Annotated in this window: 20 protein-coding genes; 9 read left to right on the top strand and 11 right to left on the bottom strand. The window is 32.3% G+C overall.

Annotated features, from left to right (window positions below; all coding sequences use genetic code 11):
* Positions 1 to 562: 562 nt before the first annotated feature.
* Positions 563 to 4,018 carry a pyruvate carboxylase gene (locus ACYPV9_RS13945; RefSeq protein ID WP_459744713.1) on the top strand — a complete coding sequence of 1,152 codons (3,456 nt, stop codon included), beginning with the start codon at positions 563 to 565 and terminating at the stop codon, positions 4,016 to 4,018.
* Between the two features lie 84 nt (positions 4,019 to 4,102).
* Here ACYPV9_RS13945 and ACYPV9_RS13940 read toward each other — a convergent pair whose 3' ends face one another.
* The 5 genes from ACYPV9_RS13940 to ACYPV9_RS13920 form a co-directional block, all read right to left on the bottom strand.
* Complete coding sequence (locus tag ACYPV9_RS13940; RefSeq protein ID WP_459744710.1) at positions 4,103 to 4,828, bottom strand: metallophosphoesterase family protein; 726 nt, start codon at positions 4,826 to 4,828, stop codon at positions 4,103 to 4,105.
* 71 nt (positions 4,829 to 4,899) lie between these two features.
* Positions 4,900 to 6,150: a BamA/TamA family outer membrane protein gene (locus ACYPV9_RS13935; protein WP_459744708.1), complete on the bottom strand. Its 1,251-nt coding sequence runs from the start codon at positions 6,148 to 6,150 to the stop codon at positions 4,900 to 4,902.
* Positions 6,151 to 6,175: 25 nt separating this feature from the next.
* The gene (locus tag ACYPV9_RS13930) at positions 6,176 to 7,585 is read right to left on the bottom strand and encodes a hypothetical protein (protein ID WP_459744706.1); all 1,410 of its coding nucleotides are present in this window, start codon (positions 7,583 to 7,585) and stop codon (positions 6,176 to 6,178) included.
* Positions 7,575 to 8,576, bottom strand: coding sequence for a glycoside hydrolase family 113 (locus ACYPV9_RS13925; protein WP_459744704.1), 1,002 nt, complete (start codon positions 8,574 to 8,576; stop codon positions 7,575 to 7,577). Before ACYPV9_RS13925 ends, ACYPV9_RS13930 begins: the two co-directional genes overlap by 11 nt.
* Positions 8,577 to 8,603: 27 nt before the next feature.
* Complete coding sequence (locus ACYPV9_RS13920; RefSeq protein WP_299065879.1) at positions 8,604 to 9,473, bottom strand: transporter; 870 nt, start codon at positions 9,471 to 9,473, stop codon at positions 8,604 to 8,606.
* A gap of 175 nt (positions 9,474 to 9,648) precedes the next feature.
* Between ACYPV9_RS13920 and ACYPV9_RS13915 the strand changes: the two genes are divergently transcribed.
* Together ACYPV9_RS13915 and ACYPV9_RS13910 are read left to right on the top strand one after the other, a co-directional pair.
* A complete protein-coding gene (locus ACYPV9_RS13915; protein ID WP_459744700.1) occupies positions 9,649 to 10,998 on the top strand; it encodes an NAD(P)/FAD-dependent oxidoreductase in 1,350 nt (449 codons plus the stop codon).
* Between the two features lie 4 nt (positions 10,999 to 11,002).
* Entirely contained in the window at positions 11,003 to 12,625 is a 1,623-nt protein-coding gene (locus tag ACYPV9_RS13910; protein WP_299065910.1) for a 4Fe-4S binding protein, read from the top strand.
* Between the two features lie 203 nt (positions 12,626 to 12,828).
* On the opposite strand, the gene ACYPV9_RS13905 is transcribed toward ACYPV9_RS13910, so the two are convergent.
* On the bottom strand, positions 12,829 to 13,830 hold the full coding sequence (locus ACYPV9_RS13905; RefSeq protein WP_459744698.1) for a fasciclin domain-containing protein: 1,002 nt from the start codon (positions 13,828 to 13,830) through the stop codon (positions 12,829 to 12,831).
* Positions 13,831 to 13,855: 25 nt separating this feature from the next.
* Positions 13,856 to 14,725 carry a hypothetical protein gene (locus ACYPV9_RS13900; RefSeq protein WP_459744696.1) on the bottom strand — a complete coding sequence of 290 codons (870 nt, stop codon included), beginning with the start codon at positions 14,723 to 14,725 and terminating at the stop codon, positions 13,856 to 13,858.
* 174 nt (positions 14,726 to 14,899) lie between these two features.
* Here ACYPV9_RS13900 and ACYPV9_RS13895 point away from each other — a divergent pair, with 174 nt between their 5' ends.
* From ACYPV9_RS13895 to ACYPV9_RS13870, 6 genes are all read left to right on the top strand, one after another.
* Complete coding sequence (locus ACYPV9_RS13895) at positions 14,900 to 15,361, top strand: toxin-antitoxin system YwqK family antitoxin (RefSeq protein WP_299065871.1); 462 nt, start codon at positions 14,900 to 14,902, stop codon at positions 15,359 to 15,361.
* Complete coding sequence (locus ACYPV9_RS13890) at positions 15,361 to 16,053, top strand: glycosyltransferase family 2 protein (protein WP_459744691.1); 693 nt, start codon at positions 15,361 to 15,363, stop codon at positions 16,051 to 16,053. The genes ACYPV9_RS13895 and ACYPV9_RS13890 overlap by 1 nt, the downstream gene beginning before the upstream one ends.
* Positions 16,053 to 17,543, top strand: a complete 1,491-nt coding sequence (locus tag ACYPV9_RS13885) for a cellulose synthase family protein (protein ID WP_459744688.1) — start codon at positions 16,053 to 16,055, stop codon at positions 17,541 to 17,543. The genes ACYPV9_RS13890 and ACYPV9_RS13885 overlap by 1 nt, the downstream gene beginning before the upstream one ends.
* Complete coding sequence (locus tag ACYPV9_RS13880; protein WP_459744686.1) at positions 17,543 to 18,931, top strand: mannosyltransferase; 1,389 nt, start codon at positions 17,543 to 17,545, stop codon at positions 18,929 to 18,931. The genes ACYPV9_RS13885 and ACYPV9_RS13880 overlap by 1 nt, the downstream gene beginning before the upstream one ends.
* A 66-nt stretch (positions 18,932 to 18,997) precedes the next feature.
* The gene (locus ACYPV9_RS13875; RefSeq protein ID WP_299065860.1) at positions 18,998 to 20,026 is read left to right on the top strand and encodes a LacI family DNA-binding transcriptional regulator; all 1,029 of its coding nucleotides are present in this window, start codon (positions 18,998 to 19,000) and stop codon (positions 20,024 to 20,026) included.
* A gap of 4 nt (positions 20,027 to 20,030) precedes the next feature.
* The gene (locus tag ACYPV9_RS13870; protein WP_459744683.1) at positions 20,031 to 20,840 is read left to right on the top strand and encodes an HAD family hydrolase; all 810 of its coding nucleotides are present in this window, start codon (positions 20,031 to 20,033) and stop codon (positions 20,838 to 20,840) included.
* Here the strand turns inward: ACYPV9_RS13870 and ACYPV9_RS13865 are convergent.
* From ACYPV9_RS13865 to ACYPV9_RS13850, 4 genes are read right to left on the bottom strand one after another with little or no spacing between them, the layout of a single operon-like run.
* Positions 20,837 to 21,259, bottom strand: coding sequence for a secondary thiamine-phosphate synthase enzyme YjbQ (locus ACYPV9_RS13865; RefSeq protein WP_459744681.1), 423 nt, complete (start codon positions 21,257 to 21,259; stop codon positions 20,837 to 20,839). The two genes, ACYPV9_RS13870 and ACYPV9_RS13865, sit on opposite strands and share 4 nt — an antisense overlap.
* Positions 21,260 to 21,261: 2 nt before the next feature.
* Complete coding sequence (locus ACYPV9_RS13860) at positions 21,262 to 22,215, bottom strand: carbon-nitrogen hydrolase family protein (protein ID WP_299065853.1); 954 nt, start codon at positions 22,213 to 22,215, stop codon at positions 21,262 to 21,264.
* Positions 22,216 to 22,237: 22 nt separating this feature from the next.
* The gene (locus ACYPV9_RS13855) at positions 22,238 to 22,819 is read right to left on the bottom strand and encodes a hypothetical protein (protein WP_299065851.1); all 582 of its coding nucleotides are present in this window, start codon (positions 22,817 to 22,819) and stop codon (positions 22,238 to 22,240) included.
* A 16-nt stretch (positions 22,820 to 22,835) separates the two neighbouring features.
* Complete coding sequence (locus ACYPV9_RS13850; protein WP_299065847.1) at positions 22,836 to 23,627, bottom strand: DUF2797 domain-containing protein; 792 nt, start codon at positions 23,625 to 23,627, stop codon at positions 22,836 to 22,838.
* Between the last annotated feature and the right edge of the window lie 42 nt (positions 23,628 to 23,669).

The following is a 23,669-nucleotide window of genomic DNA, read 5'->3' as shown; positions in this document are numbered from 1 at the left end:
TTTGGATGCTTGCCGTTACTTACAATTTGAATTCTTACAAAATTTAAAATAGGTCGGTGCTGTATGTTATCATGATTTGCTTTTCTTGACTCTTGTTTCTTGTCTCTTATCTCTTCACTCATTTTTTTTCTTCCCTATTCTTTTCCATTGATGAAAAGAATCAAAAATCTAGACGTACTTTTAAATTTCTTAAATTCTACTTTGTAATCCACTATCGCATCCAGACCACTGCGTTTTTTGGATGCTTGCCGTTACTTACAATTTGAATTCTTACAAAATTTAAAATAGGTCGGTGCTGTGTGTTATCATGATTCTCTTGCCTCACTTAACTTGTCTTTCTTCTTGTTTCTTGTCTCTTTCCTCTTACCCCAAACTCCAATCCCCTCAATTCAAAAAATCATCATCTGATAAAATGAACCCGTTTGAATTCATACATCAGCAATAAAACCGTTAAATGTTAAGAAAATCTTAAAAAAAATCAAAAAAAAGCCAACTACATCGATTTCGCTTAGTATCTTTAGCAAGAAATTTTTACTAAAAACTAAAAACAATACCCAAAAAAATGAAGATTAAAAAAGTACTTGTTGCCAATCGCGGTGAAATTGCCATTCGAATTTTTAGAGCCTGTACAGAGGTAAATGTAAAAACCGTTGGGGTGTACACATTCGAAGATCGCTATTCGTTACACAGGTACAAAGCAGATGAATCGTATCAAATAGGAGAAGACAATGCCCCATTAAAGCCGTATTTAGATATCAAAGAAATTATACGAATTGCTTTAAAAAGTGGTGCAGATGCCATACATCCTGGTTATGGTTTTTTATCTGAAAATGCAGATTTAGCACAACAATGTGCAGACAATAATATTATTTTTGTGGGGCCTAAAGTTGCTGTTTTGCAATCTTTAGGTGATAAAATTATGGCTAAAGAGGTGGCCGTTGCCAATAACATTCCGGTTATTAAAAGTAACGAAAACCCTTTAGACAGCATCGAAACGGCATTGGATGAAGCCTTAAAAATAGGATATCCTGTAATGCTAAAAGCAGCCTCTGGTGGTGGCGGAAGAGGTATGCGTGTTATTAGAGAGGCTGCCGAATTAAAAAAAGCGTTTAACGAAAGTAAACGAGAGGCACTAAATGCCTTTGGAGACGACACTGTTTTTCTAGAAAAATTTGTGCAAAATCCTAAACATATAGAAATACAAATAGTTGCCGATAATTATGGCAATACCGTACACTTATTTGAACGCGATTGCTCTGTGCAACGTCGCTACCAAAAAGTAATTGAATTTGCACCTTCTTACAATTTAAAGCAAGCAACAAAAGATGCTTTGTACAACTACGCTATTACTATTTGTAAGGCGGTAGAGTATAACAATATTGGTACTGTAGAGTTTTTGGTGGATGATGATGGATCTATCTACTTTATAGAAGTAAACCCAAGAATACAAGTAGAACATACCGTTACAGAGGTTGTTACCAATATCGATTTGGTTAAAACACAATTGTTTATTGCGGGTGGTTATAAATTAACAGACCAACAGATTAAAATACCGAGTCAAGAGGCGATTAAAATAAATGGCTATGCGTTGCAATGTAGAATTACTACAGAAGATCCGCAGAACGATTTTAAACCCGATTACGGCGAAATTACCACGTATAGAAGTGCGTCTGGTTTCGGCATTCGATTGGATGCGGGTAGCGTTTACCAAGGTGCCATTATTTCGCCATTTTTCGATTCGATGTTGGTAAAAGTTACGGCAAATAGTAGAACTTTAGACGGCGCTTGCAGAAAAGTAAGAAGAGCCATGGCAGAGTTTCGTATTCGTGGTGTTAAAACCAACATGCCGTTTTTAGATAATATTTTAAAACACGAAACTTTTAGAAAAGGAGATGTTACGGTTAATTTTATTAAAGAAACTCCTGATTTATTTGTGTTTAAAGCGCCTAGAAATAGAGCTACCAAATTGGTTACGTATTTGGGCGATGTGATTGTAAATGGTAATGCAGATGTTAAAAAATTAGATACATCTAAGAAATTTATAAAACCAATTGTACCTAAGTTTGATGCCGATGCTGCCTATCTAGAAGGTACAAAAGATAAACTAACAGCATTAGGGCCTGATGCATTTTCACAATGGTTAAAAGATGAAAAGAAAATTCATTTTACAGATACCACCATGCGAGATGCACACCAAAGTTTACTGGCCACAAGAATGCGAACTTTTGACATGTTAAAAGTTGCAGAAGGTTATGCAAAAAACAACCCCAACATTTTTAGTATGGAAGTTTGGGGAGGCGCAACTTTTGATGTTTGTATGCGTTTTTTACAAGAAAACCCATGGGAACGTTTGCAATTATTACGCAAAGCAATGCCAAATGTGTTGTTGCAAATGCTGTTAAGAGGCTCAAATGGTGTTGGGTATACAGCATATCCAGACAACTTAATTGCGAAGTTTGTAGAGCAGTCTTGGGAACATGGCGTTGATATATTCAGAATTTTTGATTCTTTAAACTGGATGCAATCGATTGCACCTTGTATAGAACATGTAAGAACTAGATCCAATGGTTTGGCAGAGGCTTCGATATGCTATACTGGCGATATTCTAAATCCTGAAAACACAAAATACAATTTAAAATATTATACCACTTTAGCCAAAGACATCGAAAATGCGGGTGCGCATATTTTGGCAATTAAAGACATGGCAGGTTTGTTAAAACCTTATGCCGCTTTCGAGTTGGTAAGTGCTTTAAAGCAAACGGTAAATATTCCGATTCACTTACACACACACGACACCTCTTCTATACAAGCAGCTACGTATTTAAAAGCCATCGAAGCAGGCGTGGATGTGGTTGATGTTGCTTTGGGTGGTTTGTCTGGTTTAACATCGCAACCCAACTTTAACGCGGTGGTAGAAATGATGAAGTTTAACGATAGAGCAAGCGATATTAACATCGATTCTTTAAATGAATATTCTAATTATTGGGAAACCGTAAGAGAGTACTACTACCCTTTTGAGTCTGGTTTAAAAGCAGGTTCTGGCGAAGTTTTTAAACACGAAATTCCGGGTGGTCAATACTCGAATTTAAAACCACAAGCGCAAGCACTTGGTTTAGAAGACCGTTTTTATGAAATTACCAAAATGTATGCAGACGTTAACTTACTTTTTGGTGATATTGTAAAAGTTACACCAAGTTCTAAAGTTGTTGGCGACATGGCGCAATATTTAGTAAGTAACAACTTAACAGTACAAGATGTATTAGAGCGTGGCAACACCATCTCTTTTCCGCAGTCTGTTGTAAGTTTCTTTAGAGGCGATTTAGGGCAACCCGTTGGCGGCTTCCCTAAAGATTTACAAAAACTAATTTTAAAAGACGAACAACCTTATACAGATAGGCCCAATGCCCACATACCACCAATAGATATTGATGCCGAGTACAAAGATTTTAAAAAAATATTTGAAAATGATTTAAGCAGACCTATTGATTTTACAGATTTCTTATCGTATAAATTGTATCCGAAGGTATTTACAGAGGCGTACAATAAGCATTTAAAATACGATAGTTTGATTAACCTGCCAACCAAAAACTTTTTCTACGGAATGGAAGTTGGCGAAGAAATTATTGTTGAGTTAGACAAAGGAAAAACGTTGTTAATTACCTTAGACTCGATTGGAGATGCCAACGAAGAAGGAATGGTTACTGTATACTTTAAGGTAAACGGACAAGGAAGATCTGTGCAAATAAAAGATACCTCTGTAAAAGTAGAAACCGTACAAAATATAAAAGCAGATAAAGAGAATGCCCGCCAAATAGGTGCGCCATTACAAGGTTTATTATCTACCATTTTGGTTAAAAAAGGCGATAAAGTTGTTAAAAATCAGCCTTTATTTGTTATTGAAGCCATGAAAATGGAAACCACCATTACTGCCAACGAAGATGCTACTATTAGTGCCCTTATTTTAAAAGAAGGCACATTGGTTAATGCAGAAGACTTGGTCTTACAACTAGAAGGTTAATTTTTTTTTTAATAGTTCACGTTAGAAGTCCGTTATTGTTTTATGCAATAGCGGGCTTTTTAATTTACAGAGAGTTACTTGTGTTTAGTTTCTACCTCTTTCATCTGGATACAATCCTGGTAAATTATCACTTTGGTAATACGTTTTTGTATCAATATTCATGGCAGAGACTTTCCCTTTAAAAGCAGCACCTGTATCTACATTCCATACATTTGCTCTGTTCATAGGTGTAGGTATTCCGAAATTAGTTGTTGGCGTGTGCCCAATATAAATTTCTGAATAATGTTGTAATCTCTTTGGATAAATTGGGTTATTTTTATCAATAGTAACATCCATTGCCAAAGCCATTTCCCACAAAGTTCTATCAAAATAAAAATTATCTGGAATCATTTCTTTGGCAACACCGTGCATTGACGTAAAACCTGCATGTAAAAACAACCTATTTGCATCATCTAAATGGTACAACGATAGGTTTTGGAAAAACGTTAAATGTTCGCTTTTTTCTGCAGCGGTAAAACCATCATAACTATCAATAGTTTCTTTACCACCATGCATATACCAAGTAGGGTTTACGGTTTCATCTTTTAACCATTCTTCGCACCAAACATCATGATTTCCTTTGATAAAAATACAGTTGATTTTTTTTGACAACTCGAGTAGAAAAGAAACTACTTGCGCAGACTCGCTCCAGCCATCTACGTAATCTCCCATAAAAATAAGTGTGTCTTCTTCTGTAACTTCTAGTTTGTTTAATACTTGTATAAGGGCTTTTAAACCACCGTGAATGTCTCCTATTGCAAAAGTGCTCATGTGTTGTGTTGTTTGGTAAACAAAACTAAACCATTCTAGCCAACTTTATGCGTATTTGGTTTAAATTAAGGTTAAAAATACTGTCCTAAACCAAAAACCAAGCCTCCTTTTGTAGTATTTCTAACTTCGTAAACTTTAAAACCATAATCGATTCTAAATGTAGCATTGTATATTTTTTTACTGATAAAACGCAGTCCAATACCAGAAAAAACTCTTAATTTCTCTTTTTTAAAAAGGTCGCTTAATTGTCCGCCAGGTTCTCGCCAAGTACCTGCATCTGTAAAGATATTTGTTTGAATTGCCAGCCATTTTTTATCATAAATCGTATGTCTATATTCAGAATTTAACACCGCAACACCTGTACCTCTATCTACCAAAATACCAACACCTCTAATGTTTACATTGTTATCTAGGGCAAAGGGAGCAAAAGGTGAATTCTCATTAGAAGCAATACCCAAACGCAATTTATTTGCCCAATTGCCTTTTGCACCAATTCTTTTGTAATAGAAAAAATCGTTCCATGCAATTAAGAAATCGTTTTGAAAATCATTTTGAGTAGTAACATATTGCGTGTATAAGACACTTTTAAAACCGCTTACATATTGGTAATAATAGTCTAAACCATTGTATTGATACACCAGTTTTAAAAGCTTTTTATCTAAATCTAACGCCAATGGCACACCGACTGCTGTTTCACCAGACAAGTACTTATATTTCTCTGAAAAGAAGCTAATACCGAAATCGATACGATGCTTTAAATTCAATTGATACAAACCTAACAACTCAACCGAAGTATTATTGTATAAATAGTTTGCTGTTTTTTCACCAAAATACAACGGCTCTTCACTTTTCCAATCTTTAAAACTAATGGCCAATCCCCATTTCTTAGAAAACAAATTGGGTGCGCGGTAGGTAAAACCATACGAATGAAAACCATTGTTTTGGTAAAAGCCACCAAACGTAGTATTATTTCCTAAAAAATTATACTCGTACAAACCTAGCTTGTAAGCGAATTGTTTATTGGTGGTTGTCCAGAAATTTAAACTTGGTAACAACGTAAAATTCTCTTCTATACCAATTTTTACATGACTTTTAGAACTGGATAAAAGATCTACTTTAAAATAGGCATGACTTACAGCAGGCAATCTTTTTAAAAATGTAATGTCTTGATTTAGTTTTACAGAATCTAATACTTCGCCTTGTTTTGTAGTAATTATCTTTTTTAAATAGCTTGTTTTAATTTTATCTTGCCCCACTATTTCTAAAGAAACAATTGTTGTTTTTTGCGCAAAGGTTACTTGCAGGCAAAAACTAAAAAACAAGAACAAAAAACTCTTTTTAATCACGTTATTGGGCTATAAATGTATTTTGAATTACTAAATTAAGCCAATTATCTGTATCTAAACCATAAATGTACAATTTATAAGAATCATCTAACACCAACGCTGGTGGCGTACTGGTATGAATATTATCTGCAACAATAATATTTGATTCGTTATAATACACAAACTGCTTATCTTTTGTATAAGTACCTGTTAGAAATGTATCGTCATTTAAAGTAAGTACTTCAAAGTATTTGTCTGTATCTGTAAACGTGCCATCTTGCCAAGTAAAAACAGGTGCTAATGTGTTAGGATATGTAATATCAACAGCAGTAGACCATTCGGTTGGTTTGGTTGCATTTTTTGTTTTTATGGGTTTAGAAATGTACAATTTATCATCTAAAAGATAAGTTACCAAACAATACACATTGGTAGTAACCTCGTTTGTAAAACGTCTAAATTTACCACCAAACTGTGCTGCACTTGTAAAGTTTCTACGCGTATAATTGCTATAATCTAAAGGATCTACTGTAGTATCTGCGGTTTCATAATAGCGATAATCGTAAGCACCGGTTAACGGATAAAAATAAATATTGGTTTGCGCCGCATTACCGTTTGCAGAACCTGCAAATGCTATAGCATCTTCTTGTGTTGTTTTGTCGGAATTTTTTGCAATATATTCTGATAGGTTTTGCGGTATAAATTGGTCTTGAATAATTAGGTTTACCCAATTATCTTCACTTACGCCCATCATGGTAAAATTGTAAATCTCATCTTCTACCAAATCTCTTGGAGCCGCTTCATTTAACTTTGGCGATGCTAAAACATTGCTTTCATCGTAATACTGAAAAAACTTTTCTGTTGTGTAGGTACCAGAAATAAACTCATTTTCTTCATCAGAAATTACTTCAAAATAAATAACATTTTCATCAATTGCGCCATCATTCCATGTAAAATTAGGCTCTACAGTAGATTTGTAACTTATTTCAACATCGTTAGAATATTCTGTAGCTTTAGATTGATTGTTAATTTTTATGGGCTCAGAAATTCTTAGTTCGTTTTCTTTTACATACGTAACCAAACACCAAGATTCAATCTCACTAGTACGTGTAAAGCGCCCTAATTTACCACCAAAAACAGCTTCACTATCTAAACTTTCTCTTCTATAATTTTCGAAATTATCTTTATCTAAATCTGGCGATGTTAATTCGTAATAACGAATATCTGTTGCGCCTTCTTCTGGATAATAAAAAATATAAGTTGTACTTGTGTTAGATACTGCACTTGCAGCACAAGCAACTACTGTTTTTTCTGTAACATTTGCTTTGGTAGCAATGTATTCTTGTAAAGTTCTTGGTACTGTAATGTCTGTATCTTCTGAACAAGAAACAATTGCCAAACATAAAAAAAGAAATGCTATTTTTTTAAAGACCATATAATTTTCTAATTAATTCTTCTGCTGGTTTATTTTGCGGTGTAAATCTATTGTTTTTTTTGCCACCAACGGTAGCGTGTCTATGAAACCATTTCCAAATAAAACCACCAGCAAACCATTCTTCTTGCCAAAATTGATTGTGAATTGCTTGCAAAGCATTGGCTTGTGCTTGTAAATTTACCGAACCTTCTATTCTATTAGAATCCCAAGGTTCTTTACCATTAAAATCTACGCTTCTATACCCAAACTCTGTAAATAGAACGGGTTTATTTACAGATTTCTGAAGTTTTAGAATCGCTTGTTTGTGCGGTTGCCAACCCGCTTCATAGTCTGCTACTGTTGGCGATTTTAAATCGCTTAAAGGAAAGTATGCATCTATACCAATGTAGTCTATTTCTTTCCAGAAAGGTACACGAGTATACTCATCCCAATTGGCTGCGTAGGTTAATTTCCCTTTGTAAACTGCTCTTATTTTCTGAATAAGTTGTTGCCAAAAAGCGGGTCTATTTACTACAAATTGCTCTAATTCTGTACCAATGCAAAAAATCTCTGCATTTAAAGATGCCGCGGCTTTGGCGTAAGTTAAAATAAAAGCGGTGTATGAATCTTCTAGAATTTGCCAATTTTCTTCAGAATCCATTTTTATATTTCCAGTAAATTCTCCTCGCCACACCCAAATGTGTGGTTTTACCATAATATGCACATTTTCTTTTTGAAAACGTTTTGCGTATTGTAACAACCCATTTTCTGTTTCGCCAAACCATTGTCTTTTGGTGTTGTGCGTAATTGTTGGTGTTGCCAAATTCTTAATAAAGCCAAAAGGCATCAATGCAACGTAATTGCTTTGTGCCTTTAAAACTGGTGTAATATGTTGGGTGCTAATAGTATCTCTTGATGCTACAAAGCTTACTCCGTTTATTTTTTTAGACTGACTTTGACAAGAGAAGTTTAAAAGAATTACTAAGAGAAATAGGAGTTTATTTGTTTTCATAAATCTCCATAAAAATACTTCTTTTTGTTAAAATAACGCTCTTAAACCAATGTTAAAACTTTGTCCTAAGCCAGTATCGTTACCGCGTATAAATTTACTGTACAAAACCTCTAAGTTTAACAAGTCTGTTAACTGGTATTTTCCACCAAAACCCAGTGCTGTATAATCTTGTGTAAAATCGCCAAAACGTTGCGCATGTTGTACAAAACCTAAAACCGTAGATTTATCCGAAGGAAAATAACTCATAAAAACACCAGGAGCTAATAGAAACGTCTTGTTTGCAAAACTATCTTCTTCGCCAAAATTATACTCGGTATTTAACTCTGTAAACAATTGCCAGTTGCCACTTGGTAGTGTGTAATCATAAAAAAAACGATTCTGAAAAGTGTAAGCCGTTTGGTCTAAAAAAACACCATTTTCTGTTTCGTTTTCTATAATAGGAATATGAAAAGCAGATTGTATCGAGAAATTTCCTACATTTTCTAATGGCTGAAATTTAATTGCTGGCGCAAAAGAAGATAAACCTTTTCTTGCGGTAACATCATTGCCTAAATCGAAAACTGCCGTTGCACTTCTACCGCCAATTGTATTAGAACGATACTCTAACAATAACCCAACATTAATTCTATTATTTTCTGAAACCCCAGTAAATACTTCTAATGTAGATGTAAAATAATTTTCTCTTGCCTTGTCTGCCTTAACACCGTTAAAAGTACCTTTAGTTTCTGTATACAAATTGTTAAAAAACTTAATATCCCACTGCCCTTTGTTTAATAATTTTGAAGGTGTGTACGTTTGTACATTACTTTTTGCAGGAGCATCATTTTCTTGCGCTTGCACCTGTAAACCTATTACTAAAAAGAATGCACACAAACTTTTAATTAAAACTTTTCTCATTTTTTGGTTGATTTAAATGTTGGTAAAATTTTTAAAATAAGTCTTAACTATATCTGGTTACTTACAAAGTTTGTGAAAAAAATTTATTTATAATGATTCTAAATTTAGTTAAAATAGATTTTCGTTTTTAAGTTCTTAACTTTAGCTTCGACATAAAAGCAACAATCAATCAACTATGGAACATATTGTAATTATAGGAAACGGTATTGCCGGTGTAACAGCAGCTAGACACATTAGAAAAAAGTCTGACAAACAAATAACCATTGTTTCTGCAGAAACTAAATATTTCTTTTCTAGAACTGCTTTGATGTATGTGTACATGGGCCATATGAAATTTGAACATACACAACCTTACGAAAATTGGTTTTGGGACAAAAATAACATTGCTTTAAAAGAAGGTTTGGTAACCAAAGTACACACAGAGAAAAGTAATATTGAATTTGCTACAGGTGAAATATTAGCCTACGATAAATTAATTATTGCAACTGGTTCTAAACCAAATAAGTTTGGTTGGCCTGGGCAAGATCTAGAAGGCGTTATTGGCATGTACCACAAACAAGATTTAGAAAAACTAGAACAACTTGCACCAGATAATAAAGCTTGTAACAGAGCCGTAATTGTTGGTGGCGGTTTGATAGGTATTGAATTGGCAGAAATGCTGCGAAGTAGAAAAATACCGGTTACTTTTTTAGTGAGAGAAAGCAGTTTCTGGAATGGTGTTTTACCTGCTCAAGAATCTGAAATGATAAATCAGCATATTAAAGAGCACCACATAGATTTGCGTTTAAACACCAACTTAAAAGAAATTAAAGCAGATAAAAACGGACGTGTAACTTCTATTGTTATTAAAGAAACAGGTGAAGAAATTGCTTGTAATGTTGTTGGTTTAACTGCTGGTGTTACTCCAAATATAGATTTCTTAAAACAATCTAACATCGAGCTTGGTAGAGGTGTAAAAGTAAATCGTTTTTTAGAAACCAATGTACCTAATATTTATGCCATTGGCGATTGTGCAGAACAACATGAAGCCATCGGACAAAGAAGAAATATTGAGGCTGTTTGGTATACGGGCAGAATGATGGGAGAAACCTTAGCAGAAACTATTTGCGGTAATAGAATAGCCTACAAACCCGGTCATTGGTTTAATTCTGCAAAGTTTTTAGACATTGAATATCAAACATACGGTTGGGTTTTTAGTGAAAGAAATAAGAAAGCAAACGAAACGTATTTTCAGTGGAAACATCCATCAGAAAATAAATGTATTACCATTTCTTTTGATAAGGATTCTAAACAATTCTTAGGAATTAATACGTTTGGTATTCGAATGCGCCATGAAATATTTGACAAATGGCTCACAGAAAATAGAAATATCGAACACGTATTAGAATTTTTAGCGGATGCTAATTTCGATCCGGAATTCTACAAACTACACGAAAAAGAAATTGTAGCAAAATTTAATAACGAAAACAAAACCAACATAAAACTACAAAAGAAAAGCTGGAGTAGAATTTTTAGCAAAGCATAAGATGATGAAAGCAATAAAACAAACAGGATTACTACTTTTTCTTATAGGTTTAGCCACCTTTATAGCCTTAATTTTTACAGGTGATTTTAACTTAAATCAAACTGAACTTGATACTTTTTTAAAAGATCAAAACTATAAAAATGAAGTAATTGCCAAAGAACTGCAACAAGCGGTAGTAACCAAAGATAACTTGTCTATTTTTGAGTTCTCTAGCCGTACTAGAAAAGCATATGCAAATGCTAATAAACATTACGATGATTTAATTGCAAAATATGATGCAGCAAAAAATTGGGAGAAAAAAGGAGCTCAGTTTCAATATAAAATCTCTGGTAAACCACACAGTCTTAGTTATACACTTGCAAAAAAGGCTGGTAAAGGTTTTGCTGCACAACAAACAGGTTGGGCATGGTTTTTAACCTTTGGTTTGGGTATTATAGGTGCACTTATGTTTATTGTACCAGATGTAATTTTACTAGGAAAACCTGGTATTAAAAATGATGGTATATTTTTAAATGCTGCTACCAATCGCGGTTGGATTGGTTGGTTTGCTTTTGTGTTTTTAGTTAGTTTTTACATCCTTTTATACTTCTACCCAGATTATATTGTAAATTGGGTGTATTTGGTAGATCCTATTAGTAAGTTTATAAGCGGCAACCCAGCAAGTCAATGGTTCTTATACGGTTTTTTATATTGCATTGTAATGACAGTAATGGCTATTAGAATGTATATAAAATATCGCCATAATAAATACCAAATTTTAAGAACTACTTCTGTTTTATTCTTTCAAATAGTGTTTGCTTTTTTGATTCCAGAAATTTTAGTAAGATTCGAAAAACCATGGTACGATTTTAAAAATGCGTTTCCATTAGATTATGATTTCTTTTTTAAATGGAATTTAGAAGAATTATTAGCAAGCGGTGGTTTAGGATTATTCATTTTAGTTTGGGGCGTGGTACTTACCATTGTGGTGGTGCCTGTTATGGTGTATTTTTTCGGAAAAAGATGGTATTGTTCTTGGGTTTGTGGTTGCGGTGGATTGGCAGAAACACTAGGAGATCCGTACAGGCAATTGTCTAGTAAAACCTTACTTTCTTGGCGAGTAGAACGTATTGTAATACATTCTGTATTAATATTTGTATTAGTAATGACAGGTTTTGCCCTATACACATTCTTTACAAACCAAGGACAAGTATTAGGTATTCAAACACAAACAATACAAGATATTTATGGCTTTTTAATCGGTTCTATTTTTGCGGGAGTTATTGGTACTGGTTTTTATCCCATTTTTGGTAACAGAGTTTGGTGTAGATTTGGTTGCCCATTAGCTGCTTACCTTGGTTTTGTGCAACGTTTTAAATCGAGATTTAGAATTACAACAAACGGTGGTCAATGTATTTCTTGTGGTAATTGTTCTACGTATTGCGAACAAGGGATCGATGTTAGAGCCTATGCACAAAAAGGAGAAAACATAGTACGCTCTAGTTGTGTTGGTTGTGGTGTTTGTTCTGCTGTTTGCCCAAGAGGTGTTTTAAAATTAGAAAACGGACCAGAAGAAGGAAGAATAAATCCTACTGATGTTTTGTTAGGAAACGATGTTGATTTAATGGATTTGGTGAATAAGAAATAATTACCAATATCTTATAAGGTTTATCAAAAAAAGGACGCTATATAGCGTCCTTTTTTATGGAATTACATTTACATAAATTAAACTTATACAATTAAATTACACCATTATAAATAGCCACATAAAGCTTAAATACTTTATATATAAAATAAGCCACAGATACAATCTGTGGCTTATTCATTCAAATCAAAAAACTAAAAAAGTTTTTATAGGTTTGGTAACAATACTCTATCTATTACGTGTACGATACCATTTGTTGTCTGTACATCAGGAATTCCCATATTTGCAACTTCTCCTCCATTTCCTTCACCTGTAACTGTAAGTGTACCGTTTGTAAAAGCACCTAATGTTAAATCATCTCCACCTAACGCAGTAACTGTACCAGCATTTAATTCTGATGTAAATTTACCATCGTTAGCAATAACATGATTTAATAGTACTTGTTGTACAGTTTCTTTTGGTAACTGACGGATATCTGCAGGAGTTGTAAATGTCAATCCTAAGGCAGCACCTAAATCAATAAACGCTTGGTCTGTTGGTGCAAAAACTGTAAAAGAAGGACTCCCTTCTGATGCTGTTAAAGCTTCTGCCAATTCAGCATAAAGAACAGCCTCTACTAAATATGTTAATTCTGGTGAAGTAAATACATTTGCACTCTGTAAAGCAATTGCAGTTTGTACAATATCTGCACCACTAGCAATCATCACTTTATCAATTACATGCACAGTACCATTACTTGCTGTAACATCTGTTGCCAAAATTTTAGAACCATTAATATAGGTATCTTCTCCTCTTTCGATAAACCTTCTATCTAAAGAAAGTGCAGAAGTAGACGTACCACCAGCATTGATTGTATTTCCTGCTAAGTTTCCATTTGAAACGTGGTACAATAAAGTGTTTGTTAAAAATGATTTCTGAAGAACACCAAGTGTATTTTCATTCAATCCTAAACGAGCAAATGCATCATTAGTTGGTGCAAAAACAGTGTATGCTCCGCTTGCATCGTTTGGGTTCGAATTACTTAAAACACCTGCAACACCACCCGCAACTGCTGCTGCCTCTAGAGTACTAAAGTTTGCATTAGATACTGCTATATTTGCTATTGATGGCAACTCATCTTCGAAACTAGATTCGGTTTGACAAGAAGATAGTAAGATAACTGTTAAAATTGTAATAAATATATATTTTAGTTTGTATAAATTTTTCATGATTGTAAGTTTTAAAATGTTTTAATTAAAATGAGTAGACAACGCCACCATAAGATCCTGTAGCTTTTCCTAAATTTCTACCAGAGATGTACGTATTTGTTCCGGCAGTTATACCAATTGAATCTGTAAATGGATAAAATGCATTGATACCAATTCTTGTATAATTTACACGTGTTGAAGGAAAAAACCCTGTAAATCCTTCGCCTAAAATATCAACACCACTATCATCTGATAATTGGTTTGCTACAAAAGCGTCTACGTAAAACTTAGAAGCTGCATACCCCAATTTAAACTCACTTAATAAAGCATTTGGCACATCGTTACCTCTAACACTGTATCCTAATTGACCTGTTGCAAAAAAACCAGAGTTCATCTTATAAGTAGCAATACCAAAAGCGTTGTACGTTGTAGCTTCGTTACCAATTGCAATAATAGATTGTAAACCTTCGTTTGCACTATAGTTACCAATTGGTGTTTCTATACCCGCTGCACCAATAAAATCTAAACTACTGTTTTCAAAATTTAAAGTGTGTAATCTGTATTTAGCATACACTTTTAAATCTTGTACTCCTTTTCTTACATTTTCAAAACCATTGTTTTCTAAAACTGCATCAGATGCATTTCCTTCGGATTTAATGTAAGGTACATTTAATACAATATTAAAATTGTCTGAAACCCCAATTTCTCCGAATAAAGAAATACTACTAATACTTACATCGTTAAAAACAGGTACTCCATCAATTTCATTAGGTACTAAAAATACTTTGCTGTAATTTTCTTTAGAATATGAAACTACTACAGAACCTTCACCAGATTTTTTCATAAAACCATTTACCGGACTTTGAGCTATTGTAAAGCTCGATACTAAAAGGCATAAGCCTAAAAGTGTATTCATTTTTTTTGTCATAATGTTTGTTTTTTAATTGTTAGTGACACCATACCTACGAGAAAAAAAGAAGTGCGGTTTTATTTTTTTTAAAAAAAACCAAAAAAAAAAAATTACGTATGTAAAGTAACCTCTGAAAGTTTACACTTTTTGTAACGACAACTTAAACACATAACCAATAGTATGCTTTTTAAATATCTAACATTTTTATTTTTTCTAACTAGTTTTAATCAAAAAGAATTTATTAAAAACTACGATAATCAAGGAAACTTAACATCCGAAGGATGGATGATAAACAATAAAAAAACAGATTATTGGACTTTTTATTACACAAACGGAACCATAGAAAAAAAAGGTCATTTTAATAGTGGTAAAAAAACGGGTTATTGGTATTTTTACGCAGAAAATAATACATTGCTTAAAGAAGGAAGTTACAAAAATAACAAGGCAAGTAACTGGTGGATCTTTTATTCTAAAAATAAAAAAATAAAAATTCAGTATAAAAATGGTCTAAAAGATGGTTACGCGCTTATATATTACAATAATCGTTTAAAAAAATCTGAACGCTACAAGTCTAATAAAAAAATTGGAGAATGGACTTCTTACTATAGTTTTAAGAAAGACAATCCGAACGCAAAATTTTAATGAATTTAAATATTAAAGTAATCATTCCTGCTTATAACGAGCAAGATTCTATTGGAAACGTTATAAGAGACATTCCTAAAATAGTAGACGAAATTATTGTAGTTAGCAATAACTCAACAGACAAAACAGAAGAAAACGCTACCAAAGCGGGTGCCACAGTTTTAACAGAAAACAGAAAAGGTTATGGATATGCTTGCCTTAAAGGAATGGATTATATTTCTAAGCAAAAATTAAAACCAGAAATTGTTGTTTTTTTAGATGGAGATTACTCTGATTACCCAGAACAACTCACAGAGTTAATTGCACCAATAGTGCAACAAAATTTAGATTTTGTAATTGGCGCTAGAGTAAAAGAGTTAAGAGAAACTGGTGCAATGACGCCACAGCAAATATTTGGTAATTGGCTAGCTACAAGCTTAATGAAACTTTTTTTTAATGCTCGTTTTACAGATTTAGGACCATTTAGAGCTATTAAATACAATAAGTTACTGGCACTAGATATGGAAGATAAAACCTACGGATGGACTGTAGAAATGCAATTAAAAGCACTAAAACAGAAACTTACATATACAGAAATACCTATGAAATATAGAAACAGAATAGGTGTCTCTAAAGTTTCAGGAACCGTAAAAGGTAGTATATTTGCGGGCATAAAAATTTTAGGTTGGATCTTCAAATACAGTTTTAAATAATGGTTTTAGAATACATCGTAATTATCATTTATTCTATATCTCTTTTGCTTATTTTAATGTACGCAATAGCACAATTAAATTTACTTTTTAATTACTTAAAAGCAAGAAAGAAAAAAGACACATCAGCAAAACTCGATTTTTCTAACCCAGATGAAATTCCGTTTGTTACCATACAATTACCTGTTTATAACGAGTTGTATGTAATGAAACGTTTGCTAAAGAATATCGCCAAAATAGAGTATCCTTTAGACAAATTAGAAATTCAGGTTCTAGATGATTCTACAGATGAATCTGTAGAAACTACAGCGAAACACATTAAAGAAATTGAAGAAAAAGGTATTGACATACAACACATTCGAAGAACCAACAGACAAGGTTTTAAAGCTGGTGCTTTAAAAGAAGGGTTAAAAATTGCAAAAGGAGAATTCATTGCCATTTTTGATGCCGATTTTTTGCCTCAAAAAGATTGGTTGCTGCAAACTGTTCCTTATTTTAAGAACGATAAAATTGGTGTTGTTCAAACACGTTGGGGCCATATCAACAGAAATTATTCTACACTTACAAAAATACAAGCTTTTGCCTTAGACGCACATTTTACTCTAGAGCAAGTTGGTAGAAATAGTAAAGGACATTTTATCAATTTTAATGGTACAGCGGGTGTTTGGCGTAAAGAATGTATTTATGACGCTGGTAATTGGGAAGGTGACACATTAACCGAAGATTTAGATTTAAGTTACCGAGCTCAATTAAAAAATTGGGAATTTAAATATTTAGAACATGTAGAAACACCTGCAGAATTGCCTGTAATTATTAGCGCAGCAAGATCGCAGCAATTTAGATGGAATAAAGGTGGTGCAGAGAATTTTCAAAAAATGATGAAACGTGTTATTAAAAGTGATAATGTTACTTTAAAAACGAAAATACACAGTTTGCTACATTTATTAAACAGCTCTATGTTTACCTGTATTTTTTTAGTCGCGGTTTTAAGTATACCTATGTTATACATCAAAAACGAATACGAACATTTAAAAATTTACTTTTATGTAATGAGTTTCTTCGTGGTTAGTTCTCTTATCTTTTTTATCTGTTATTGGCACATGTACAAAAATATTTATGGCGGCGGATTTAAAAATTTTATAAAATATATTGGTGCTTTCTTTACCTTTTTCTCTATTGCAATGGGCTTTTCTTTACACAATACAATTGCGGTTTTAGAAGGACATTTAGGTAAGAAAAGTGAGTTTGTAAGAACTCCTAAATTTAATATCAAAACCATAAAAGACGGTTGGAAAAACAATAAGTACATTAAAAAGAAACCTTCTGTTCATGTTGTTTTAGAAGGATTGTTGGCAATCTATTTTGTTTTTGGAATGTACAGTGCATTTGTAGTAGGAAATCAAGGTGGTGATTTTGGATTGTTTCCTTTTCACTTTATGCTTTTTGTAGGTTTTAGCTACGTGTTCTTTAAATCTGTTTTTTCAAAAGCATAATGGCTTTTTTTAAAAAATACACCACAGCTTTTGCTGTTATTGTAAGTATAATTGCTTATTTTCTTTTTGCTTATTTTATTGAAAGAACCGCTTTTTATACTGTTTGTTTTTTATGGTTTTCTTTATTTACCGGTTTTTATATACTGATAAAAAACAAACAAACTTCTTTTGAAACCTTAGCTGCAATTGCCATTGTATTTCGTTTGGTTTTTCTATTTTCAATTCCGAATCTATCGCAAGATTTTTATCGATTTATTTGGGATGGAAGAATGCTATTAAACGGCTTTAATCCGTATTTATCTTTACCAGAAACTTTTATCCAGCAAAACATAGAACCCATTGCAGATGCCGATGAGTTGTATGCTGGTATGGGTTCTTTAAACGGAAGTCATTTTACCAATTACCCGCCATTAAATCAGTTATGTTTTTTTATTGCTGCGTTATTTGCTAGTAAGAGTATCTTCGGATCTGTAATTGTTTTAAGAACTCTAATTATTTTAGCCGACTTAGGGATTCTATACTTCGGAAAAAAACTACTACAAAATTTAAACTTACCAATTAAAAACATTTTTTGGTATGTATTAAATCCGTTTATCATTATAGAAATGACTGGTAATCTACATTTCGAATCTGTAATGCTCTTTTTCTTAGTTTGGGCCTTGTATAAATTGCAGCAACAAAAATGGATTTTTGCAGCTGTATTAATTGCTTGTTCAGTTTCAGTAAAATTAATTCCGTTGTTATTTTTACCCTTATTTTATCAATGGTTTGTTACAAGTAAAGCTTCTTTTAAAACAAATAAAAATTGGTATGATTTTAAGATCAATTTAAAAGGACTCTTAAAATTTACAGCATTTAATAGTATTATTTTAATAGTAACATTTTTGTTTTTCTTACCATTTTTCTCATCAGAATTAATTGCTAACTATTCTAATTCAGTTGGCTTATGGTTTCGTAATTTCGAATTTAACGCTAGTTTTTACTACATTTTCAGAGAAATTGGCTATTTATTTAGAGGCTATAACGAAATTGCAATCATTGGTAAAATAACTCCTATTTTAACTATACTTTTTTTACTGTATTTAACTTTTTTTAGAAAAAATAAAACTAGCATTCAGTTAATTACTGCGATGTTATTTGGTTTGTGCTTTTATTATTTTACTGCAACAACTGTGCATCCTTGGTATGTGGCTACTCCATTAATTTTAAGTGTATTTACAAAGTATAAATTTCCAGTGGTTTGGTCTTTACTTATAATTTTAACGTATCAAGCCTACGCAAACACACCTTGGCAAGAAAATTTGCTTATTATTTTCTTAGAGTATTTTGTGCTTTATTCTTTTATCGGTTACGAACTTTGGCAAGACTATAAAATGAAGAAATTGTAAAATTACAGCGAACTTCTTCTTATCTACTGAGATTTTTGTATTTTGGTCACTAATTTTTTACCATATATGAAAAGACTTACAATAAAAGACATAGCTAAACAATTTGGTGTATCTATTTCAACGGTTTCTAAAGCGCTGAACGACAGTTATGAAATTAGCGTGAGTACTAAAGAAAAAATTCAGAAATACGCAAAAGAAAACAATTACAAACCTAATTTTAACGCCTTAAGTCTTAAAAACAGGTCTACAAAAACAATTGGTATTATTATACCAAATATGTTAAATTACTTTTTTGCACAAGTATTTAATGGTATCGAAAAAGTTGCCAACGAAAAAGGATATAAAATTATTTCTTGTATTTCTAACGAATCTTACGACAAGGAAGTAGAAACGATGGAAATGCTTTCTAACGGAAGTATCGATGGATTTATACTTTCTTTGGCAGAAGAAACCGTTTTAAAAAACGACTTTAAACATTGCGAAAATATTTTAGATAACGGCACACCTATAGTAATGTTTGATAGAGTTGCAGAAATTATTAATTGCGATAAAGTTATTACAGATGATTTTAAAGGTGCTTCTAAAACTGTAAAATATCTTTCTAAAACAGGAAGTAAAAACATTGCATTTATCTCTACTATTAGTAATTTAGAAATTGGTAAAAAAAGACATCAAGGTTATTTAAAAGGTTTAGAAAAAGCTGGTTTGCCAGTAAACAACAAACTAATTATAAATATTATTGAAGAAGATTATAAGAAATACGAAAGCATATTAGCACCAATCTTTGAAGCCAATGAAATAGATGCCGTAATTGCTACAGACGAATCTTCTGCAATTGCAGCAATGAAAATTGCACAGAAAAAAGGCTTAAAAGTACCCGAAAATTTTGCGGTTGTAAGTTTTTCTAACGGAATTTTAGCAAGACATTCTCAACCAAAAATGACTACTGTGAGTCAGCACGGAGAAAAAATGGGTGCAACAGCTGCTAAACTGTTAATAGATAGATTAGAAAACAAAGCAGAAACCAAAGAACAACCAAAAACAGTAATTATTAAAACAGATTTAGTAGAGCGTAATTCTACTAAAAGATTTTAAATAAATGGATTTAAGCAATGTAAAATTAGTGGTTTCTGACATGGACGGAACACTGCTAAATTCTAAAGGAGAAGTTAGTCCGTTATTTTTTAAACTTTTTAAAAAACTACAAGAAAAAAACATCACTTTCTGCGCCGCAAGCGGAAGACAATATCATAGCATTGTAGAAAAATTAGCTACTATTAAAGATGACATTTTCGTTATAGCAGAAAATGGCGCTATTGCTAAAAAAGCAGATAAAATATTACTACAAGAATCTTTAGAACCTTCTAAGATTGAGAAAATCATTCCGATTTTGAGAGATCTAGAAGACACTAATTTTGTTTTATGTACCAAAGACGCTGCTTTTATAGAAAGTAAAGACGAGCGATTTATTGGTTATTTTAAAGAATATTATCATAATTATAATAAAGTAGACGATTTATTAGATGTTGTAAAACATACACCTGTTTTAAAAATAGCGGTGTATAACTTTAAATCATCAGAAGATTATATTTTACCTGCTATAAAACATTTAGAAAATGACTATCTTTTAAAAGTTTCTGGTAAAAATTGGTTAGATATTTCTACAGACAAAGCCAATAAAGGCAATGCTTTAAGACAAGTGCAAAACTTATTAAATGTCTCTAAAAAAGAAACAATGGTTTTTGGAGATTACCATAATGATATTGAGATGCTAAAAGAAGCTGCTTTTAGTTTTTCTATGGAAAATGCACATAAAGATATTACAGAAATTGCAAATTATGCTACTAAAAGTAATGATAATTTTGGCGTAGAAACTATATTAGAAAAACTAGTTTTAGCTAATGCTTAAATACCAAAGGCTGTAACAATAATAGAACGAGAACCGCCAAAGTCTCGATGTTCACCTAAATAAATACCCTGCCAAATCCCTAAATTTAATTTACCGTTGGTTATTGGTATTTCTATAAAAGAACCTAAAAGTGATGCTTTAATATGTGCAGGCATATCATCACTTCCTTCATAGATATGCTCGTAATAAGCAGCATTTTCTGGCACTAGAATATTTATATGTTTTTCAAAATCTGATCTAACTGTATCATCTGCATTTTCATTTATAGTTAAACTGGCCGATGTGTGCTTTACAAATACCTTTAAAATTCCTTTTTCAATTTTTCTAAATGCCGGAAATTCCGCTAAAATTGTATCAGTAATTAAATGAAAACCTCTTGGATAAGGTTTTAGTCGAATTTCTTTTTGTTCAAAAACCATACTTAATCTTTATAAAAAACAGTACTCTGTCTTTCTCTGTTTACCTGAAGCTTGGTAATGTCTGGTCTAGAGTAATGTCCTACAACATCAAAGTTTTGTCTTTCTTCTAAAACTCTATTAAAATCTAAGGTTTCAATAATTAAACCTTCTTTATATAAAACAGGCGCAACCAACCATTCTCCATTAGGCGCAGCAATACAAGAACCTCCGTTTGCTAAAACGTCAGGAGCTTTTTCTATTATTTTGTCTAAATGCGGCGTTTCTGCAGGAAAATCTTTTTTGCTCATTAAACTAGATACAGAAATTACATAAGAACGAGATTCTCGAGCAATAAATCGGGTAATATCTTTTGTATTGTAATCGCTACCAGGCCAAACAGCAATATGCAAATTTTCGCCTAAACCATATAAAGCAGTTCTAGGTAAAGGCATCCAATTTTCCCAACAATTTAAGCCTCCAACTGTAAATTCTTTTAACGGATGAACTTGCAAACCATTTCCGTCTCCGGGTGCCCAAGTTAAACGCTCTTCGTACGTTGGTTGTAATTTTCTGTGTACAGATTTTATAATTCCATCAGCATTAATATAAACTAAAGAAGCGTAAATACTGTGTCCGCCTCTATTTTGGGCACGTTCCATAATACCTAAATAGATAGCAATTTTATGTTCTTTAGCTAAATCGCAAATAGTACCTAATTCGCCTTTTTCTATGGTAATTGAATTTCTAACATAATGTGCATGAATTTCTTTTTGAGTTTTAGAATCCCATTCTGCACCGTTTGTTAATGAAACCCAAAATGGATATCCTGGTAGCAAAGCTTCACCAAAAACAATGAGTTCGCAATTTTGTTTTGCTGCATCTGCAATAGATTTCTTAATCTTTTCTATTGTTTTTTCTTTGTTTAACCAAACAGGTGAGATTTGTGCTAATGCTACTTTTAATAAATTGTTATTCATGATTTTGGAATATTATAAGTAATTAGTTTCGCCTTTTTATTTTCTTCCTATTTTCAAATCGAAACTCATTTAATTCATTCAATTCTTTTTGCAACTTTATTTTCCATTCTTGCAAAACTACTAAATTGGTACCATTATTTGTTTCGTTTATGAATTGCATACGAATTTGAGCAAACTCATTTGATATTTCATTACTAATTAGTTTCATCACTTCAAATCCCTTAACTAACTTCTTTTTACCTAAAAAAAGCCTTTTTCTAAATTTTCTTGCTTGTATTTCTGCTATATCAAACTGCAATTGCTGAAATTCTAGATGTTTCTCTAAGTTAACAATTTTTGTAGTATCTATAAAGGAACCGTTACCAACAAAAATATTCTCTACTCTACTATTCAGGTTTTTTCTTAAAAAATCAAACCCTTTAGATTCGTATGAAATTAGAAACTGACTAAGAATAGCATCTTTATAATTTTTTTTGATGCTATAATCTTCTAAAGATAATTTTTCGGTCTCGCTCCATCTTTTCTGCCCTTTTAAAAGGTCTTGTCCGGCTACTGGAAAAACTAACAATAAAAGTAACACAGTAAGGTTTATAAAATTTCTCATTACTTCAACTTCGAATTTAAACCTCAATACTAACTACTAAACCTTCATTACTTCTTACGTTAAAAACAGTTTCGTCTTCGAAAATTAGATATTGTCCTTTTACACCAACTAATTTACCTGAATATTTAGGTGTTTTAATAAGATTTAAACTTTTAGGTTTTGCTGGATATTTACGTACAGGAAAATTGATATTTGTTTCAGAATTATTCTCAATAAAATATTCTTTTGCTTCGTCTGGTATAAATTCTTTTAACTTTTCTCTCCACTCGACCAAGTTTACATCTTCAATATCATTTTTAAGCATTTTACGCCAATTGGTTTTATCTGCAACGTGTTCTTTTAATGCAACCTCTGTAATACCCGCTAAATAACGATTAGGCACTTCTACAATTTCTATGGCTTCATGCGCACCTTGATCTATCCAACGGGTTGGTACTTGTTGTTTTCTTGTTACACCAACTTTTACATTACTAGAATTTGCTAAATACACAATATGCGGTTGCAATTGCACCTTTTTTTCGTACGTTAAATCTCTATCTTCGATGTCTAAATGTGCCTTACTTAATTCTGGTTTCATAATCCAATCACCAGCATTTGGCGTTTCAAAAAAGCAAGACTTACAAAAACCTTGTCTGTAAATTGTTTTTTCTAAACCACAATTTAAACACTCGTAAGTAACAAAATTTAAAGATATTTCTTTGTTAATTAACTGGTTCATGTTTAAAAAATCAGTTTTCATATCTAAATAATACTGAATTTCATCTGCATTTTCGGTCATCATTTTTTTTAAAACTCCTTGGTAAATCATCTCACAAATTTTAGTATTTTTAAACTTCGATTTTAAATTGCA

This window comes from Polaribacter sp. OB-PA-B3 (assembly GCF_054589375.1).
The sequence above is the reverse complement of the archived record's forward strand: the minus strand, read 5'-3'. Positions and strand labels throughout refer to the sequence as shown.

Bases quoted from the DNA above. Each gene is read 5' to 3' on its own strand.
- ACYPV9_RS13945 (WP_459744713.1), top strand. From the start codon at position 563: ATGAAGATTAAAAAAGTACTTGTTGCCAATCGCGGTGAAATTGCCATT.
- ACYPV9_RS13940 (WP_459744710.1), bottom strand. From the start codon at position 4,828: ATGAGCACTTTTGCAATAGGAGACATTCACGGTGGTTTAAAAGCCCTT.
- ACYPV9_RS13930 (WP_459744706.1), bottom strand. From the start codon at position 7,585: ATGGTCTTTAAAAAAATAGCATTTCTTTTTTTATGTTTGGCAATTGTT.
- ACYPV9_RS13925 (WP_459744704.1), bottom strand. From the start codon at position 8,576: ATGAAAACAAATAAACTCCTATTTCTCTTAGTAATTCTTTTAAACTTC.
- ACYPV9_RS13920 (WP_299065879.1), bottom strand. From the start codon at position 9,473: ATGAGAAAAGTTTTAATTAAAAGTTTGTGTGCATTCTTTTTAGTAATA.
- ACYPV9_RS13915 (WP_459744700.1), top strand. From the start codon at position 9,649: ATGGAACATATTGTAATTATAGGAAACGGTATTGCCGGTGTAACAGCA.
- ACYPV9_RS13910 (WP_299065910.1), top strand. From the start codon at position 11,003: ATGAAAGCAATAAAACAAACAGGATTACTACTTTTTCTTATAGGTTTA.
- ACYPV9_RS13905 (WP_459744698.1), bottom strand. From the start codon at position 13,830: ATGAAAAATTTATACAAACTAAAATATATATTTATTACAATTTTAACA.
- ACYPV9_RS13900 (WP_459744696.1), bottom strand. From the start codon at position 14,725: ATGAATACACTTTTAGGCTTATGCCTTTTAGTATCGAGCTTTACAATA.
- ACYPV9_RS13895 (WP_299065871.1), top strand. From the start codon at position 14,900: ATGCTTTTTAAATATCTAACATTTTTATTTTTTCTAACTAGTTTTAAT.
- ACYPV9_RS13890 (WP_459744691.1), top strand. From the start codon at position 15,361: ATGAATTTAAATATTAAAGTAATCATTCCTGCTTATAACGAGCAAGAT.
- ACYPV9_RS13885 (WP_459744688.1), top strand. From the start codon at position 16,053: ATGGTTTTAGAATACATCGTAATTATCATTTATTCTATATCTCTTTTG.
- ACYPV9_RS13880 (WP_459744686.1), top strand. From the start codon at position 17,543: ATGGCTTTTTTTAAAAAATACACCACAGCTTTTGCTGTTATTGTAAGT.
- ACYPV9_RS13875 (WP_299065860.1), top strand. From the start codon at position 18,998: ATGAAAAGACTTACAATAAAAGACATAGCTAAACAATTTGGTGTATCT.
- ACYPV9_RS13870 (WP_459744683.1), top strand. From the start codon at position 20,031: ATGGATTTAAGCAATGTAAAATTAGTGGTTTCTGACATGGACGGAACA.
- ACYPV9_RS13865 (WP_459744681.1), bottom strand. From the start codon at position 21,259: ATGGTTTTTGAACAAAAAGAAATTCGACTAAAACCTTATCCAAGAGGT.
- ACYPV9_RS13860 (WP_299065853.1), bottom strand. From the start codon at position 22,215: ATGAATAACAATTTATTAAAAGTAGCATTAGCACAAATCTCACCTGTT.
- ACYPV9_RS13855 (WP_299065851.1), bottom strand. From the start codon at position 22,819: ATGAGAAATTTTATAAACCTTACTGTGTTACTTTTATTGTTAGTTTTT.
- ACYPV9_RS13850 (WP_299065847.1), bottom strand. From the start codon at position 23,627: ATGATTTACCAAGGAGTTTTAAAAAAAATGATGACCGAAAATGCAGAT.